We start from the raw sequence: 16,616 nt of genomic DNA on the forward strand, positions 1-16,616 counted from the left end.
CCGTCTTGTGGTCTCCTGGACACAGTTTCGGTAAACCGTCGAACGGGCGGCCCGTTCTCGGCTTTTCGAGCGACCTCGAACCGAGCGAGCACCCTTGCAGCTTCTTCGTCCGCTCGCTGAACCTCGCGGTTTCGTCTTCGATCTGTTCGGGATGTGGCCGATCGGCTCGGTCCGCGTCCCTTTTCGTGCTGGGCGCGAAACGGCCAGTATGGACGAACGTGGCGCTCTGGCGCTACTCGAGGGAGAACTCGAGTCCGTCGGAGACGACGCTGCCGTCGTCGACGACCTCGTCATTACGACGGACATGCTCCACGAGCGGACGGACTTTCCGGCCGGAACGACCCGCTACACGGCGGGCTGGCGAGCCGTGGGCGCCTCGCTCTCCGACGTCGCGGCGATGGGGGCCGAGGCGACTGCCGCCGTCGCGGCCTATGCAGCCCCCGAATTCGACCGCGAGGAACTGCTCGCCTTCGTTCGGGGTGCGAGCGACGTTTGTGAACTCGTCGACAGCGAGTACGTCGGCGGCGACCTCGACGGTCACGAGGAGTTCACCGTCTCGACGACGGCGATCGGCCACACCGACGCTCCAGTTACTCGAGACGGCGCACAGCCCGGTGATCTCGTCTGTGTAACGGGCACGCTTGGCCGTAGCGCGGCCGCTCTCGAGTTGTTCGAGCACGCCACGGAGACGAACAGCGAGGGAACGGACACCTCGAAAACGGTCGCCTCAGGGACACTCGAGCGCGCAAACGACCTCTTTCGGTTCGAGCCACGAGTCGGGGCGGGCCGAACGCTCGCTCCGCACGCGAGCGCGATGATGGACTCGAGTGACGGCCTCGCTCGCTCGCTTTACCAACTCTCGGCGGCGGGCGAGTGTGGCTTCGCCGTCGACTCGAGTCAACTCCCCGTCGACGAGACGCTTCTCGAGGTCACAGCGACCGACGAGGCGGCCCTCGACCTCGCAATTACGTTCGGAGAGGATTTCGAACTCGTCGCGACGATTCCCGAGGATGCGCTCGCCGACGCCCGTTCGGCGAGCGACGTCGACCTGACGGTCGTCGGTTCCGTGACGGAACCGGCGCACGGAATTACGTTAGATGGTGACGTACTCGAGGATTGTGGGTACACACACGGCGATTAGTTGATAAGAGGCGGATAGATTCCAGCGGGGAAGAACCGACGGATTCTGCCGTTACTGGATGACCTCGAGTGGCACCGGCATAAAGCAGAGCAAGCCGAGCCCGAACGTGGCTATCCCGACGAGCTGTCGTCCCGTGCCGAGTTCGTCGTCAGTGACGGGTTCTGCGGCTCCGGCAGACGCGAAGAGCGTCGTGAGGATCGCCCAGAGAATCCAGATGAACACCGTCTGGAAGCCGTATCCACCGACGAAGTACAGGTATCCTGCGAGTGCGACGAGCAGCGTCGGCACGAGCGAACTGATCGTGTCGAAGAGTCCGTCGCTCATCGACCGGAGGATGTGTCCGCCGTCGAGTTGCCCGACCGGAATCAGATTGAGGAAGGTGACGAACATGCCGACCCACGCTCCGATGACGACCGGGTTGATATTGCGCGTCGGATCGTCGGTGTACATCGGCTGATCGACTGCCATCGCCAGGAACTCGAGCAACGGCGGGATTCCGAGCCTGAAGCCGCTGCCGTCGGCTTCTTCGACGACTGATTCGGGGACGGTAACCGGCGGGAGATGGAGTCCGATGATGGCCACGACAATCGTCGCAGCCAGGCCGGCGAGAGGGCCAGCGACGCCGATATCGAAGAGGGCCTTTCGGTTTGGCATCAGGCCCTTGAGTTTGATGACTGCCCCCATCGTCCCGATGATCGTCGGAACGGGGAGGAAGTACGGCAGCGAAGCGTCGACTTCGTGATAGCGACTCAGCACGTAGTGACCGAGTTCGTGGACGCCGAGGACGCCGAGGACCGCGAGCGCGAACGGCCAGGCGAACACGAGATCGATCGGATTCGAAATCGGATCGAGCGACGGGTACCACCATGCCGCGCCGACGAACAGCGTCGAGAACACCGTCGCGACGAGGAGTACGATGTTCGTCCACGGAATACCGTCGATGCCGAGGTCGATCGGTTCGGCGACGAGCACGAACTCGCCGTAGCGAGTGGTCAACTGCGGGTCGTATCCCGCCTCCCGAAACGCAGGCCACAGCTCGCGCATCACCTGCTCGGGTTGCATCAGCGGATTTCCGTAATACACCAGTTGGTCGCCTTCAGTTCGAACTTCGTAGACCGAAAATACCGACTCGATGCGCTCGAGCGGCGGTCCGGCCTCGAGCGTCGACCCGGTTTCCCGCGTCGGTTCGAACCCGGACGATTCGACGTCGTCCATCACCGATGGTTTCGGGGCCGTGCGTATAAAACGACTGTCGTCGGCGAGTCGGAGACTCGACTCCGGCTACTGCACGACAGGAAACGAGTCCGACAGGAGGTGTGACAGGGGATTCGGACCCGCTGAGGGGGTGGTCGTTTGTGGTTCGCTCGTGTGGTTGATCGTTCGCTCGTGTGGCGTGTTGTGCGTGTTCGCTTGGAGGGTGGGGGGTGGTTGGTGGTGGGTGGAGGGTTGGATTTTCGACGTCAGGGGGATGGAGGGCTTCGAAACGCCACGTCGCGACGTTAGGCGGGTGCGACTCGCCACGTCGTCGCGCTCGTGTACGACCACTTCTCGATCTCGAGGTCGTTGACCGAATCGGAGAGTTTGACCATCACTGCACCGATCTCTTTCGGCGACATCCCGACGTCGTCTGCAATGAACTTGCCTTTGAAGTACATCTCACCGTCTGCAGCTCGTTCGCGCAAGTAGTGTTTCAGGCGGTGTTCTTTGCTTTCCGTGGAGGGTTGGGATGTTGTGCTCATCGACATCAACGCCTTGTGACGGGGATAGGTTATAAAGGGAGGTTGCTTAGCGGCGTTTCGATTGTCTTCAACGATTTGGGGGGTAATCGACGTTTTACCCACCTTTATGTACATCATTAAGGAGGGCAGAGATTCCATTAGACGTTTTAAAACACGTTCTAACCTATTATCTCTTCAATAAACGCACTGATTCTTATCATGCCGTCTCCCTCGAGCGATATCGGTTCCTGAACCACGATCACCCCACTGTTGCATCAGGTCTGATCGTGCACCCAGAACTCGTCGTCGACCGTCACTTCCTTTTTGAACAGCGGAACTTCGTCTTTCAACCGGTTGATACCGTCTTCGACGGTTTCGAACGCCTCCTCGCGGTGACCGGCGAGCACGACGACGAATACGATGTCTTCGCCGTCCTCGACGACGCCCGTTCGGTGGTAGAGCTCGACCTCGAGCACGCCGTCACGAGCCTCGAGATCGCGCTCGAGGGCGTCCATGCGCGCTTCAGCGACGCCTTCGTACTTCTCGAACTCGAGGTGTGTCGTCCGCGCGTCGTCGTCGCTGTCTTTCGCGCGGACGCGGCCGGTGAACGTCGCGATCGCGCCCGAGCGCTCTGCCTTCGGCGAGCGCTTGACGCGGGAAACGAGCGATTCGAGCGTCTCGTAGGGATCCGTTCGCTCGAGTTCGGTTTTCACGGCGTCGACCTCGAGGTCTGCGGGGTGTTCGATTACGTCGATGACGGAGCCGGAATCGGTGTCGATGTCGCCGTCGTCGGCCGACCCGACGACGAGCGTCGGGTAGCGGAGCGTGGGGACGCCGACGACGATGCCGTACTCGCAGTCGGTCGCAAGCCGGTCGATCGCATCGTTGACAGTCAATCCAGTGCCAGAGGCGGTCCAGTCTCCGTCTGCGCCCAGCCCGTAGCTAACGTCGCCGCCAACGGTTCGAGAATCGGTCGCTTGGATGCCGTCTGCAATCGTCGCGTCGTATCTGACGACGCCGACGCGTCCAGCCTGCTCGAGACGATCGACGATTCGGTCGACGACGCCTTCGAGTGCGTCGCCGTCCGTTCCGTGATCGCAGATGCCGAGTACGTACATACCTGGACCATGGTGGTGTTGGACTTTGTAGCTGTCGACGGCGGTTCTGTGCGCTCGTGCTGGGCGTACCCGGTGACGAGTCGACCGATGAGGAGACGGTTCGACACCGCTCGAGAGCGCGGCCGTCAAATTCCACCGGGACGATCGCGCTGATCGTTTCGCTCACGAGTTCGCGTTTCGCCGTCGCGTCGAATGCTATCACTGCGTTGGCGTGTTCGCGGCGTTCGCGAGTCGTTCCCGTGCGTGTGAGGCCCGCGCTGGTGGCCAGTTGGCAACCCTTAAGATAGCAACCCGGTTACACCGGGATAGTATGAAAGTGGTCGTCTCTATCGGCGGGAGCGTGCTCGTGCCCGAACCCGGGGCGGATCGGGTCGCCGAACACGCCGCCGTCGTCGAAGAACTCGTTGCGGACGGTTGTCGCGTCGGTGCCGTCGTCGGGGGCGGCGGCGTCGCTCGCGAGTACATCAGCGCCGCTCGCAACCTCGGGGCAAACGAAATCGAACTCGATCAACTGGGCATCGACGTTACCCGGCTCAACGCACGCCTACTCATCGCCGCGCTGAGCGGCGACTCGATCACGGCACCGGCGAAAGACTACGAGGACGCCGGCGAAGCGCTCCAGCGAGGCGGCCTCGCGATCATGGGCGGCGTCGCGCCGGCACAGACGACCGACGCCGTCGGCGCTGCATTCGCTGAGTACGTCGACGCCGATTTACTCGTCTACGCGACGAGCGTTCCCGGGGTCTACAGCGCCGACCCCAACGAAACCGACGACGCGACCAAGTACGACGAACTCTCCGCCACCGAACTCGTCGATGCCATCGCCGGCCTCGAGATGAACGCCGGCGCGTCGGCTCCCGTCGACTTGCTCGCGGCGAAGATCATCCAGCGCTCGGGCATGCGAACCATCGTGTTAGACGGCACCGATCCGGAGCGAATCTCTCGTGCCGTCCGCCACGGCGAGCACGACGGCACCGACGTCATTCCCGATGGCGTCGGCGAAGAACCGACCTACTGGGCCCAAGACGACCAATGAGTGACGACCAGAACGACGAGAGTCCCTACACCCTCCAGCGAGAGACCGACACCGACCACGTATTCTGGGCGGATACGGTCGCAGACCGAGTGCTCGAGCGCGATCCGGACGAACCGATCGTCATCAAGGGCGGCATCTCTCCCTCTGGCGTCCCCCACCTCGGAAACGTCAACGAACTCCTGCGCGGGTACTTCGTCGCCGAAGTCCTCCGCGAGCGCGGTCACGAGGTCCGTCAGGTCTTCACGGCGGACGACCGCGACCCCCTCCGGGGGCTCCCCCGTACGCTCTGTGACCTCGAGGGGAACTTAGTCGACCTCGGCGAGGTCGACGCGGGCGCGCTCGGACGAAACCTCGGCGCGCCGTACACGGACATTCCGGACCCATTCGGCTGCTGTGACTCCTACGGCGAGCACTTCTCGACGATCATCGCCGACAGCGCCGACGCCGTCGACGTGCCGATCGAGTTGCTCTCGAATACCGACCTCTACGAATCCGGCGAACTCGAGGACGTGACCCGATTCGTTCTCGAAAATCGCGAGCGCGCACGCGAGGTACTCACCGAGTATCAGGACAAGGTCGACGACGACTACGTCCCGTTCAACCCGATCTGCGAGGAGTGTGGCAAGGTGACGGAGACGGTGACGAGCGTCGATATTGACGCAGAGCCGCCGACCGTCGAGTACGAGTGTACCGACATGGACGCGGGCGACCAGACGATCGACGGATGCGGTCACGAGGGCACGGCGACGCTTCGGGAGGGCAAGATGCCGTGGCGCTTCGAGTGGCCCGCCCAGTGGCAGGTCCTCGGCGTCGACTTCGAACCCTTCGGCAAGGACCACGCCGAAGGATCGTGGCCGAGCGGACAGGACGTCGCTCACAACGTCCTCGAGATCGAGCCACCCGTTCCGATGGTCTACGAGTGGTTCACGCTCGACGGCGAACCGTTCTCGTCGTCAGCGGGGAACGTGATTCTGGTCTCGGACGTCCTCGAGTTGCTCGAGCCGGAGGTCCTCCGGTACTTCTTCGCGAAAGATCCGGCGAAGGCGCGAGACTTCAGTATCGAACGCCTCGACCAGTTGGTCGACGAGTTCGACCGACTCGAGGCGATCTACTTCGACGAAATCGACGCGGACGAAGACGAGACGGCGTTCGCGAAGCGCGTCTATCCGCTCGTCGTCGAAGGAGCGGCGGAAGCCGCCGGTCCGGAATCCGCCAGCGGGCACGAAGAAGGCCCGAGCGAGGAACGGATCCGCCTCCCCTACACGTTCGCCGCCGTTCTCGGAATGACCGACGATCCCGATCTGCGCGAGGAAATCGCCCGCAGAGAGGGTCACATTCCAGTGGACGCGCCGGAGTGGGCCGTCGAGTCGGCACTCGAGCGCGTCGAACGAGCGCGAAACTGGGCCCGGCGGACTGAAAACGAGTTCGACTACGAACTGAAGCGAAGCGAGATCCCCGATCACGACTTCGATGAAGCCACGGAAGACGCACTGGCGGACCTTGCCGACTTCATCGAGGAGGGTCACGAGCCAGACGAGATCCAGGGCGAGATCTTCGAAATCGCTCGCCGCCACGACGTCGACGTCGGCGAGTTCTTCGGCGCGGGCTATCGGCTGTTCTTCGACGAGGAGCAGGGGCCAAAGCTCGGTTCGTTCCTCGCGAAGGTCGATCAGTCGTTCGTCGTCGACCGACTCCGTCGAGAACGCTGATCGTTCTCACTCCTCACGCTACTCTTGGCGACTCGAGTCGCGGACAGACAAAAGCCATTTGAGACCCCCTCCCGGAATGAGGACTAATGGAGTACGGTTTCCCTGCGGTTGTCTCGGTTCCTGAACTCTACGGATCGGAGACGCTCACCTGGGTCGTCATCGGCCTTCTCGTCTACTGGGCCGCCATTATCGCCCTCGATCGGGCGGAGTTGTTCCCGGAGTACGTCGGGACGCAGGGACCAATTCTCACGTTTCGAACCAAACGCGGACGAGCGTTCTTAGATTGGCTCTCGGTGCCGAAACGATTCTGGCGGGCGTGGGCGAACCTCGGCGTCGGAATCGCCGTCGTCGTCATGGTGACGATGTTCGTCGTCCTCCTGTTCGCGGCCATTTCGGCGATCATGTCGCCAGAGCCCGCCGAGGGCGTCCAGCAGCCCCGAAACGTCGTTCCGTTCCCGGGGGTCAACGACTTCCTCCCGCTCTCTGCGACGCCGGGAATTGTCGTCGGCTTGCTCGTCGGCCTCGTGGTCCACGAAGGCGGCCACGGCCTGCTCTGTCGCGTCGAGGACATGGGAATCAAATCGATGGGCGTCGCGATGCTCGCGATTATTCCCTTCGGCGCGTTCGTCGAACCCGACCAAGAGAGCAGTAGAGACGCCTCGAGGGGGGCCCAGACCCGGATGTTCGCGGCGGGCGTGACGAACAACTTCGCGATCACGCTGCTCGTCTTCGCGCTCCTCTTCGGGCCGATCGCCGGCTCGATCGCCGTCGCCCCGGGTGCTGCCGTCGGGGGCGTCGCACCCGATTCGCCCGCAGCGGGTGCCGATATCGAACCGAACGAGCGAATCACCGCCGTCGACGGCGAAGCGATCGACGACAACGACGACCTGATCGAGTACTTCGAGGAGAGCGACAGCGAAACGGTCGAACTCGAACTCGACGACGATCGGACGGTCTCCGTCGATCGATCCGTCTTCGTTACCGAAGCGCTCGAGGACGGACCCGCAGATATCGACGTCGGCGAGACCATCGTCGAAGTCGAGGGCGAACCGGTCGCGACCGAACAGGAGTTCGTAGACGCCATCGGTGACGAGGAGGTCGTCACGCTGACGGTCGAAGACGCCGAGGGCGAGACGAGCGAGCGGGAGGTTCCGATCGGTGCTGCCGTCGACACGACCGACGACGGTCCACTGGGGGAGGAACTCGGTGACACCGACGAGACGGTCATCATCACCGCGTTCGATGGCGAACGCGTTACCGACTACAGCGAACTCGAGTCCGTACTCGAGGACACCGAGGCCGGCGACGAGGTGTCGGTGACGGTGTACGCTGACGACGAGGACGAGACGGTCGACGTCACGCTCGACGATCATCCGCGCGACGATATCGGCTTCCTCGGTATCGTCGCGAACCCCGGCACGTCCGGCTTCGACGTCAGCGACATCGGCGTCCAGTTCTACCCCGCCGACGAGTACCTCGCGATTCTCGGCGGCGGCGAGAACGGCAGCTACGGCGGCGCGACCGACTCGTTCTTCGGTAAGATTGCGCTCTCGGTCTTCCTGCCGGTCATCGGCGTCATCGGGCTGTTGCCGTTCAACTTCGCCGGGTTCACCGGCGGCGTCGAGAACTTCTACGAGGTACAGGGCTCGCTCGCAGCACTCGGCGATAGCACGGTCTTCATCCTCGCGAACATCCTGTTCTGGACCGGCTGGATCAACGTCCAGCTCGGGTTTTTCAACTGCATCCCGGCGTTCCCCCTCGACGGGGGGCACATCCTCCGGACCAGCACCGAGGCAGTCGTCTCGAGGCTGCCCTTCGAGACGAATCGCGGTCACGTCAGGACGGTGACCACGAGTGTCGGACTCACGATGCTCGTGTGCTTCCTCACCGTGTTGTTCTTGCCGTTCATCATCTGAACGCGGAGCCTCTCGGAGGCGATTCTTTTCAGGATGCTGACTCTCGAGCGCCCGTCAGTTCGGTCCTGATAGTCTCCTCGTTTCCTGGCTCGGAATAGGGAACGTATATTTTCGATGTAGTCAATGAGTCCACATGAGCACCGTCGAAGCAGGGTCCGTTCTTCTCGTCGCTCTCGTCCTCGCCGTGCTCGGAGTGCTGATCAGGTACGTCGGAATGGTCTCGCTGATCGGCGGCTACGACCCGGACACCGTCTCGGACGAGGCAGGTCTGGCGACGTTTATCGGAACAAATACGCTGTACGTCGCCGGACTCACGGCTCTCGTTGCTATTGCCGAGTACACGCAACCGACGGGATACCGAGCAATCTGGCTCGTCCACCTCGTCGGCGTCGGGGTGCTCACGATTCGGATGATCCGCGGCGCGCGACGATTCGAAGCCCCCGGGTGATTCGACCGTTCGACTCGAGGTGGACTTCTCACTCGTCGTCCTCGGCGTCGATGCCGTGGCGCTCGTAGAACTCCTCGGGGGTCGCCTCGATTCGTTCGAACTCGGTGTCGAAGTAGTGTTCGTGGTGGCGGACGACTTGTTCGACGATCCAGGCGCTGCACGTCTCGTCGAAGCGCCACTCGCCGTCCGTATCGGGAATCTCGAATCGTTCGTCGGTCGAAAACGCCGCGTAGACGTGGAAGTACCCGAGGATCACGTCCGCAAAATCGCGAGCTTTCTCCGTCGAGCGCTCGCGTCGTTCCTCGAGTTCGGCATATCCCGCCTCGGTGAGTTCGAAGTACTTCCGGTCGGGTTCGTCCTCGCGCTCGAGTCGCTCGGTCCACCCCTTCTCCTCGAACTTGTAGAGAATCGGATACACCGATCCGTACGACGGTTCCCAGTGGCCGCCACTCTGCTCGCGAATCTCCGTGAGAATTTCGTAGCCGTACCGGGGTTTTTCCTCGAGCAACTCGAGGACGAGGTAGGCGATGAGCCCCTTCGGCGGCCCACTTTTCCGCATAGTGCTCGAGAGTTGAAGGGACGTACGTAAAGCGTTTCGGCCCTGTGTGGGTCGATTCGGTCGCTCGCCTGCGCGCGTTTCCCTCGGTTCGAAACCCGGTCCTTCTTAGCGACGCCGAACTAACCCCGGCACATGGAACGACGACAGCCGCCACAGACCGACGAGGGCTGGTACGTCCTGCACGATTTCCGGTCGCTCGACTGGGACGCCTGGCGCGACGCCCCCGAGCGTCGTCGCACGCGAGCCATCGAGGAGGGTATCGAGTACCTCTCCGCCGCCGAATCCGTCGCGGACGCCGGGGAGGGCGACTCCGCCACGTTCGCTATCCTCGGCCACAAGGCGGACCTCCTGATGCTTCACCTCCGGCCGACGCTCGAGGACGTCGACGCGCTCGAGCGCCGCTTCGAGCAGACGGCACTCGCCGAGTTCACCGAGCGAACCGACTCCTACGTCTCGGTGACGGAGGTCTCGGGCTACATGTCTCAGGACTACTTCGACGAGGACGCGGAGGTCGAAGACACCGGAATCGCACGCTACATCGAATCGCGACTCAAACCCGAGATTCCCGACAGCGAGTTCGTCAACTTCTACCCGATGAACAAGCGCCGCGGCCCCGAGGACAACTGGTACGACCTGCCGTTCGACGAGCGCGCGGAGCACCTCTCGAGTCACGGCGATATCGGCCGCGAGTACGCCGGCCGCGTCACGCAGATCATCTCCGGCAGCCTCGGCCTGGACGACTTCGAGTGGGGCGTCACCCTCTTCGCCGACGACCCGACCGACGTGAAGGAACTGCTCTACGAGATGCGCTTCGATCCCTCGAGCTCCCGCTTCGCCGAGTTCGGACGGTTCCTCTCGGGGCGTCGATTCCCGCCGGAGAACCTTCGTCCCTTCCTCGAGGGCGAACGCATTCCTCAAGACGGCGCTGGCGACGCGCACCCACACGCCGAGGGTCACGGCGGTCACCACGGCGATTCGGACGCCGGACACCCACACGGCGGCGACTCGAGCGGTCACTCACACGGCGGCCACCACGGCGAATCTGACTCGAGTCACCACGGCGACTCCGACGCACACGGCGAAGACGAGTCGGGGATCCGCAGCGAACTCGAGGATATGGACATCTACGCGGGCCAGCCCCACGGCGAGGACGTCCACGCCGTCGTGCTCTACTCCGCGGCCGATGCCGAGGAACTCTTCGAGGAGGTCGACGGCCTTCGGACGAACTTCGATCACTACGATACGCACGTGAAGACGGCCGTCTATCAGCCAAGCGAGGTTGGTGGCGAGAGCGGGGAAAATGCCGTCGTCAGCCTCTGGGAGACCGAGCGCGCCGCGAACACGGCCGCCGGGTTCCTCGCTGACCTCCCCGAGGTCGTTCGACAAGCCGGAGACGACGAGGCGGACTCCTGGGGCACGATGGGCATGTTCTACACCGTCAAGCCCGACCACCGTTCGGACTTCACCGGCACGTTCGAGGACGCCGCAGGCCTCCTCGCCGAGATGGACGGCCACCGCAAGACCGACCTGCTCGTCAACCGCGAGGACGAAAACGACATGTTCATCGCCAGCCGCTGGGACTCCCGCGAAGACGCTATGCAGTTCTTCCGCAGCGACGCATTCGCCGACGCCGTCGAGTTCGGCCGCGACGTCCTCGTCGACCGGCCGCGACACGTCTTCCTCGCCTGAGTGATACACGCGGACTCGAGTCACTCGAGCCCTCTTTTCCCCGATTTCTGTTTCGCCAAATCTTCGGATGATGGCAGGTCTACCGCTCCCAGTGATCGGTATCGGCGGAGGCAGTATCGTCCCACCCGATTATCCGATTGGCGGTGGCGCGTGCTGTCGACTGGCCGAGCGATAGTGAGGTCAGTCGACGACAGCGTGCGAGGGATGAGTGAGCGAACGCAGTGAGGGAACGAATCGGCTGGGGAGGACGTGGAGATCCCTTGCGTCCACGATAGCAGAGAGCCCATTCGAGCTGTTTTCCCCGCGAATACCTCGTTCACGTATGCGGCCCTTCTCCGAGAATATGCGTCTAACGATGTTCTAACAGAGCCCGATTCCCACGCTCGAGTCACCCCCTTCTGCCCCATACACTCGAGAATTCAACTTACATTACAGCCACCAACCGCGACCCGCTCACCACTCGTCGTAGAAGAAGTACCCGGCGACGCCCGCGAGGCCGAGTGCGAGCGTGATGTAGGGCCACTTCCCCGCGTCTTGTTCCGTCACGACGGCGTGGGCGGTGACGAGAATCGCGAATCCGACGTGTGCACTCAGCGTCGCGACCGCGAATGCAGTGAGGTCCATTGCTCGAGTGCTGTCGTGGTTCGATATTAGCCGTTTCGGACTCGTCTCGGGGAACGATTTTGTGGCCGCTCCACGAACGATCGACCGTGAACCGACGCGCGCTCCTCGCCGTCGTTCCGACGGTCGCCCTCGCCGGCTGTGCGGCCCGACTCGGGCTCGCCGACCGCGTCGAAATCCACAGGAAGTCCGTTCACCTCGAGCCCGCAGACGGGGACGAGCCCATCGACGCGGCCGTCCGCCGCTACGACCCCGAGGACGAGCCGTACTACGACGGCGAGATTCACGAGTCTCTCGCGGACGAACTCGACGAGTCGGAGCCACTCGTCCTCTCGGCGTCTCTCCTCGAGGACCTCGAGATGGAGTTCGACACCATCAGCTGTCGGATTCGCGCCTGTGAGCCGGGAACGGACGACGACTGCCACCGGACGACGCTGGTTCAAGAGGATTTCAACGAAGTCGAAGTCGGCGATGTCGCCGATATCGTCTTTCGTGACAGCGGCGGCCTCGTCTCCGTCCACGAGCGTCGCGACTCGAGGGAGTGAGCGACTGTGAGCGTCTCGAGCAGCCACGAGTACGTGAGACTGTCGTCAATCGCTCGAGACAGCGACCGCTGGTCACGTCGGTTCTCGAGGACGACTCGTCCGGCAATCGATCAGTTCCAAAACAGGCCGATCAGGCGTCGACGTCGTGATCGGGATCGTCTTCGACGGATCGTTTCAACGAGTCGCGACGCGATTTGGCGTCACGCCCGGTCGCTTCGAGGAGAAAGTCGTTTTTCGCATCCACGGCGTCCGCAGCGGCCTCGAGTTCGTCTGGACCGAGTTCGGTCGGGTCGCGTTCGTAGAATTCGACGGCGAGTTTGTCCTTCTTGCCGGAGTACTCGACCGTCCCGGCGACGACCTTCTCGAAGACGGGGTTATCGGGTTCGCCGATCACGAACAGGTCGCTCCCCTTGAACTCCTCGGTGTCGGTGATCGGACCGAAGTAGTCCTCGACCGACGCTTCCATATCGGGGATTCGCTCCTCGAGATACTCACCGCGGCGCATCTTGTACTCCTTCATGGATTGGAAATACACGGCGGAGTGTTTACCTCTTTTCATAGCCGGTCTCTGCGCTCACACGAGAGCCGCCGACACGACTTTAGCGGGGACTCCTCGTCGACTTGCGTAGACTCCCTCAAGCGGTTCCGAAGACTGGCGTTAGCGTTCTCGCTCGCCGAGGTACCCCTTCTTGCACTCCGGACAGATATCGCCCGCACGAAGCGACGCACGGTCGCTGGCCGCGACGTACGCACAACTCGGACAGTAGAATTCGGTCGGGGTATCCTCACGTTCCGCCGTTGGGCTCTCGCCGGGAGTCGGCGCGCTTCCTGCTCGTTCGATGCCAGAGCCACTCGCTTCGGGTTCGTCGCTCTGAGACGTCTGGTTCGAATCCGACGCGGTCGGTGTCGAAGCGGTGGTCGATCTGGCGCTCGCGGCGGCGAGGGACTCGCTTTCGTCGCCAGCGTCCGCATCGAGGAGGATTCCGTCGTCGGTGGCCTCGACGTCGACGTCGGCGGTGTCGTCCCCGTCTCTCTCGTCGCCAGCGCCGTCTGCAGGGCCGTCGTCCGGCCACTCGTTTGGCTCGTTTTCGCCACCGACGGGTGGACCGACGTCGTCGGAGTCGGGCCACTCGCCGCGTTCCCGGTCCCGATCCGGCGACGGCTCCTCGTCTTCGAGGATTTCGCCGTCGTCCGTTATCGGCTCACCGTTTTCGTCGGTCGGGACGTCCAGTTCGTCCGTCGACTCCGGCGTTTCCGCCGACGCTGCCGGATCGTTCCCGGCGGCTGTCGGCGCTGCCGGTTCGCCGTCATCGTCCGCGTCGATGAATTCGGCGGCGTCATCGTCGACGTCACCGCCGATGTCATCGCGGGTGTCGCCAGTGTCGACGGCCGTCTCGGCCGGTGGTTCGGGCGGACGCTCCGTCGGTGGCGTTTCGGACTCGAGGTCGTATTCGTCGGGCAATGCGTCGGCGGCCGTCTGGGCAGAGAGGCTCGTCACTTCGGTGTTCTCGCTGATGACGTGGCGGTCGCCACAGCGTGCACACTCTTCGAACTCCTGGACGGTAACGACGACCTCACTGCCACGTTCTTCGCGCTCGCGTTCGACGTCGATCTCCCCGTAGTCGTGCCCGAGCAGCGAACATCGCAGGACCATTATCCCATCGTACCCAGTCACGCCATAAAAAACGTACTGCCTCCAGAAATTCAATTCGTGACGACCGCGCAACTGGTTTTGCACGTATTCGCCCGTCGAAACGACAACCATCAAATCCCTGGTCGTCGAAGGAACGTCTGGATGAGAGCAAAGCGGGAGTATCGGGATCGAGCGGAGACGGAGGTCGCGATTCTCGATGCCCTCGTCGATCGTGTTGACGACGGCATGACGGTCTTCGAACTCCGTGCCGACGTCGAAGTCGATATCGACGAACTCGAGTCAGCACTAGCGACGTTGAACGACGACGGACTGATCAGCGTCGAATCGAACCCGAGCCAGACGGTGATCAAGCCCGCCGACCGCGTCGTCCCGGACGTCCCGACCGACGAGGAGGAGACCCAAACCATCGGCGAGTGGCTCCGCGAGCGATTGCCCTTTTGAATCGAAACGCCTGTGGGGATCTGGCCCCTCGAACGAGTCATGAGCGTCATCGAGTCCATTCATACCGATCACGGGGCCACCTTCGGCGAGCGCGACGGGAGAACGGTCGTCGAGCACTTCGGTCGCCCCGAGCGAACTCACCGGGCGGTCCGAAACGGCGTCGGCTTGCTCGAGATGGCCTACGGAATCGTCGTCGTCGAGGGCGAGGACCGCCTCGAGTACGTCGACAACGTCGTCTCGAATCGCGTGCCCGACGAGGACGGCCAGGGCTGTTATGCACTGGTTCTCGATCCGCAGGGTCGAATCGAGATCGAACTCTACGTCTACAACGCCGGTGAGCGACTGTTGCTCTTTACGCCGCCGTCGAAGGCGGAGCCCTTGGCCGAGGAGTGGTCGGAGAAGGTCTTTATCCAGGACGTCGAGATCAGCGTCGGGACGGACGATTTCGCCGTCTTCGGCATCCACGGTCCGAAAGCCACGGAGAAGGTCGCGAGCGTCCTCAACGGTGCTGGCTCGCCGGACCAGCACTACTCGTTCGTCCGGGGGACGATGTCCGACGAGGGCGTCAGCGTCATCCGCACCGACGCGCCCACCGGCGAGGAGAGCTACGAGGTCATCTGTGCGGCCGCCGACGCCGAGGCCGTCTACGATACCCTCCTCAATCACGGCCTCAACGCCGCCCCCTTCGGCTACCGGGCCTTCGAGAGTCTCGCACTCGAGGCCGGAACGCCCCTCTTCGAGACCGAACTCGAGGGCACGATCCCGAACGTCCTCGGCCTGCGAGTCGCCCTCGACTTCGAGAAGGGCTGTTACGTCGGTCAGGAGGTCGTTTCCCGCGTCGAGAATCGGGGTCAGCCGAGTCGACAGCTCATCGGCCTGACGCTCGAGGGCTCCGACGGTGATTCGGCGTCCGTGGTTCCGGAATCGGGCGCGGCAGTCTTCGACGGCGACGCCTCGGTTGGCGAGGTCACCCGCGGCGCCGAGAGCCCGCTGCTCGAGGACGTCGTCGCCCTCGCGTTCGTCGAGTACGGCCTCGAGAGCACGGAACTCACGGTTCGTGTCGACGGCGAGGAGGTGCCGGCGACGGTAACCGAACTGCCGTTCGTCGACGGATCGGATCGCTCCGGTCGGTTGCCCGAGTATCAGTAGCCGACCCCGTTCTCAGGGTGCGTCCGCGACTCTCGCTGGCGGCGCGCCCGTGGACGCGTCGTCAGTCACTGAACAAGATATTTATCCGTCAACTCCGTCCTTGCCCGTATGTCCGATCTGGTTATGGTTCTCCTCGCCGGTGCACTCTTCCTCCAGTTTCCGGCCGCCATCGTGGTTCACTTCGACGCGAAACGGCTCGGCCTCGAGAACCCGGAGATGTACGAACTGGGCATCATCGTCCCGATGGCCGGCTTTCTCGTCATCTTCTACTACGCTTCCCAACGTGGTTCACTGCCGAGAGCCGACTCGCCGACGGAGTGATTGCGGATCGACGCCGCCTCGAGCACGCGCCGTGCCAGAACTGGCCGGCCCGACGCTCATGCACGCCGACCCCAAAGGCCCGCTATGAACGCCAGTTCCGACGCACCGATCGACCCATCGACGGACTTCACGGAGCTATGTGCGACTCTTCGGACGCAGTCCGACGAGGCACCCGGCTCCGATACCGAACGCGTCACGATCCGCTCGCTCGAGGACGTCTCCCCCGACTCGCTCGCCGAATTGCGCGAGACGGCCGAAAACGACGCGACGAGGGCGACGGACCTCGTCTACGTGCTCTCGCGGGCCAACGCCGAGTTATTGCTCGAGCGCGAGTTCGAGATCGGTGACGTCGACGAGTTAGAAGGGGTATTGGGTCGAACCGTGCAGGTCGAAGCCGCGATGCCAGACGATACCGTGCTCTTATTGGATCCGGCCGCGATCGAGGGCACGGAACCGACCGAACCCGATGCGATCGCGTGTGGCATCGTCGGACCGGACGAGTAATTCGGTCCGTTCGCTGGCCCACTCTCGAGTCGCCCGCGTTCGAATTC

General features: G+C 63.3%; 18 protein-coding genes. 11 read left to right on the plus strand and 7 right to left on the minus strand.

Going from position 1 to position 16,616, the window contains the following annotated elements; translation table 11 throughout:
* Positions 1 to 208 precede the first annotated feature (208 nt).
* Positions 209 to 1,141, plus strand: a complete 933-nt coding sequence (gene thiL, locus BB347_RS15815) for a thiamine-phosphate kinase (protein ID WP_076580241.1) — start codon at positions 209 to 211, stop codon at positions 1,139 to 1,141.
* A 51-nt stretch (positions 1,142 to 1,192) separates the two neighbouring features.
* Here the strand turns inward: thiL and BB347_RS15820 are convergent, their stop codons facing one another.
* The 3 genes from BB347_RS15820 to BB347_RS15830 form a co-directional block, all read right to left on the minus strand.
* Entirely contained in the window at positions 1,193 to 2,356 is a 1,164-nt protein-coding gene (locus tag BB347_RS15820) for a site-2 protease family protein (RefSeq protein ID WP_076579978.1), read from the minus strand.
* Between the two features lie 284 nt (positions 2,357 to 2,640).
* Positions 2,641 to 2,886: a DUF7123 family protein gene (locus BB347_RS15825; protein WP_076579976.1), complete on the minus strand. Its 246-nt coding sequence runs from the start codon at positions 2,884 to 2,886 to the stop codon at positions 2,641 to 2,643.
* 248 nt (positions 2,887 to 3,134) lie between these two features.
* On the minus strand, positions 3,135 to 3,977 hold the full coding sequence (locus BB347_RS15830; protein ID WP_076579974.1) for a molybdopterin synthase: 843 nt from the start codon (positions 3,975 to 3,977) through the stop codon (positions 3,135 to 3,137).
* Positions 3,978 to 4,287: 310 nt separating this feature from the next.
* On the opposite strand from BB347_RS15830, the gene pyrH reads away from it, so the two are divergent.
* The 4 genes from pyrH to BB347_RS15850 all read left to right on the plus strand — a co-directional run bounded on the left by pyrH (position 4,288) and on the right by BB347_RS15850 (position 9,086).
* Positions 4,288 to 5,013, plus strand: a complete 726-nt coding sequence (gene pyrH, locus BB347_RS15835) for a UMP kinase (RefSeq protein ID WP_076579972.1) — start codon at positions 4,288 to 4,290, stop codon at positions 5,011 to 5,013.
* A complete protein-coding gene (lysS, locus tag BB347_RS15840) occupies positions 5,010 to 6,722 on the plus strand; it encodes a lysine--tRNA ligase (RefSeq protein WP_076579971.1) in 1,713 nt (570 codons plus the stop codon). Before pyrH ends, lysS begins: the two co-directional genes overlap by 4 nt.
* Positions 6,723 to 6,808: 86 nt before the next feature.
* Positions 6,809 to 8,638 (plus strand): site-2 protease family protein, encoded by a 1,830-nt coding sequence (locus BB347_RS15845; RefSeq protein WP_076579969.1) that lies wholly within the window; start codon positions 6,809 to 6,811, stop codon positions 8,636 to 8,638.
* A gap of 133 nt (positions 8,639 to 8,771) precedes the next feature.
* Entirely contained in the window at positions 8,772 to 9,086 is a 315-nt protein-coding gene (locus BB347_RS15850) for a DUF3784 domain-containing protein (protein ID WP_076579967.1), read from the plus strand.
* 28 nt (positions 9,087 to 9,114) lie between these two features.
* Here BB347_RS15850 and BB347_RS15855 read toward each other — a convergent pair whose 3' ends face one another.
* Positions 9,115 to 9,645 (minus strand): PadR family transcriptional regulator, encoded by a 531-nt coding sequence (locus tag BB347_RS15855; protein WP_076579965.1) that lies wholly within the window; start codon positions 9,643 to 9,645, stop codon positions 9,115 to 9,117.
* Between the two features lie 132 nt (positions 9,646 to 9,777).
* On the opposite strand from BB347_RS15855, the gene BB347_RS15860 reads away from it, so the two are divergent.
* Entirely contained in the window at positions 9,778 to 11,334 is a 1,557-nt protein-coding gene (locus BB347_RS15860; protein WP_076579964.1) for a heme-binding protein, read from the plus strand.
* A 453-nt stretch (positions 11,335 to 11,787) separates the two neighbouring features.
* On the opposite strand, the gene BB347_RS19430 is transcribed toward BB347_RS15860, so the two are convergent.
* On the minus strand, positions 11,788 to 11,958 hold the full coding sequence (locus tag BB347_RS19430; protein ID WP_168170971.1) for a hypothetical protein: 171 nt from the start codon (positions 11,956 to 11,958) through the stop codon (positions 11,788 to 11,790).
* Positions 11,959 to 12,044: 86 nt separating this feature from the next.
* Here BB347_RS19430 and BB347_RS15865 point away from each other — a divergent pair, with 86 nt between their 5' ends.
* Positions 12,045 to 12,500, plus strand: a complete 456-nt coding sequence (locus BB347_RS15865) for a hypothetical protein (protein ID WP_076580238.1) — start codon at positions 12,045 to 12,047, stop codon at positions 12,498 to 12,500.
* Between the two features lie 130 nt (positions 12,501 to 12,630).
* On the opposite strand, the gene BB347_RS15870 is transcribed toward BB347_RS15865, so the two are convergent.
* Positions 12,631 to 13,020, minus strand: a complete 390-nt coding sequence (locus BB347_RS15870; RefSeq protein WP_076579962.1) for a DUF5611 family protein — start codon at positions 13,018 to 13,020, stop codon at positions 12,631 to 12,633.
* 138 nt (positions 13,021 to 13,158) lie between these two features.
* Positions 13,159 to 14,154: a DUF7093 family protein gene (locus tag BB347_RS15875; RefSeq protein ID WP_076579960.1), complete on the minus strand. Its 996-nt coding sequence runs from the start codon at positions 14,152 to 14,154 to the stop codon at positions 13,159 to 13,161.
* 141 nt (positions 14,155 to 14,295) lie between these two features.
* On the opposite strand from BB347_RS15875, the gene BB347_RS15880 reads away from it, so the two are divergent.
* From BB347_RS15880 to BB347_RS15895, 4 genes are all read left to right on the plus strand, one after another.
* Positions 14,296 to 14,595, plus strand: coding sequence for a DUF6432 family protein (locus tag BB347_RS15880; protein ID WP_076579958.1), 300 nt, complete (start codon positions 14,296 to 14,298; stop codon positions 14,593 to 14,595).
* Between the two features lie 39 nt (positions 14,596 to 14,634).
* Entirely contained in the window at positions 14,635 to 15,744 is a 1,110-nt protein-coding gene (gene ygfZ / locus BB347_RS15885) for a CAF17-like 4Fe-4S cluster assembly/insertion protein YgfZ (RefSeq protein ID WP_076580235.1), read from the plus strand.
* A 108-nt stretch (positions 15,745 to 15,852) separates the two neighbouring features.
* Positions 15,853 to 16,065, plus strand: coding sequence for a hypothetical protein (locus tag BB347_RS15890; protein ID WP_076579956.1), 213 nt, complete (start codon positions 15,853 to 15,855; stop codon positions 16,063 to 16,065).
* A gap of 84 nt (positions 16,066 to 16,149) precedes the next feature.
* Complete coding sequence (locus BB347_RS15895; RefSeq protein ID WP_076579954.1) at positions 16,150 to 16,569, plus strand: hypothetical protein; 420 nt, start codon at positions 16,150 to 16,152, stop codon at positions 16,567 to 16,569.
* The last annotated feature ends 47 nt before the right edge of the window (positions 16,570 to 16,616 follow it).

This window comes from Natronorubrum daqingense, from assembly GCF_001971705.1.
Taxonomy (GTDB): domain Archaea; phylum Halobacteriota; class Halobacteria; order Halobacteriales; family Natrialbaceae; genus Natronorubrum; species Natronorubrum daqingense.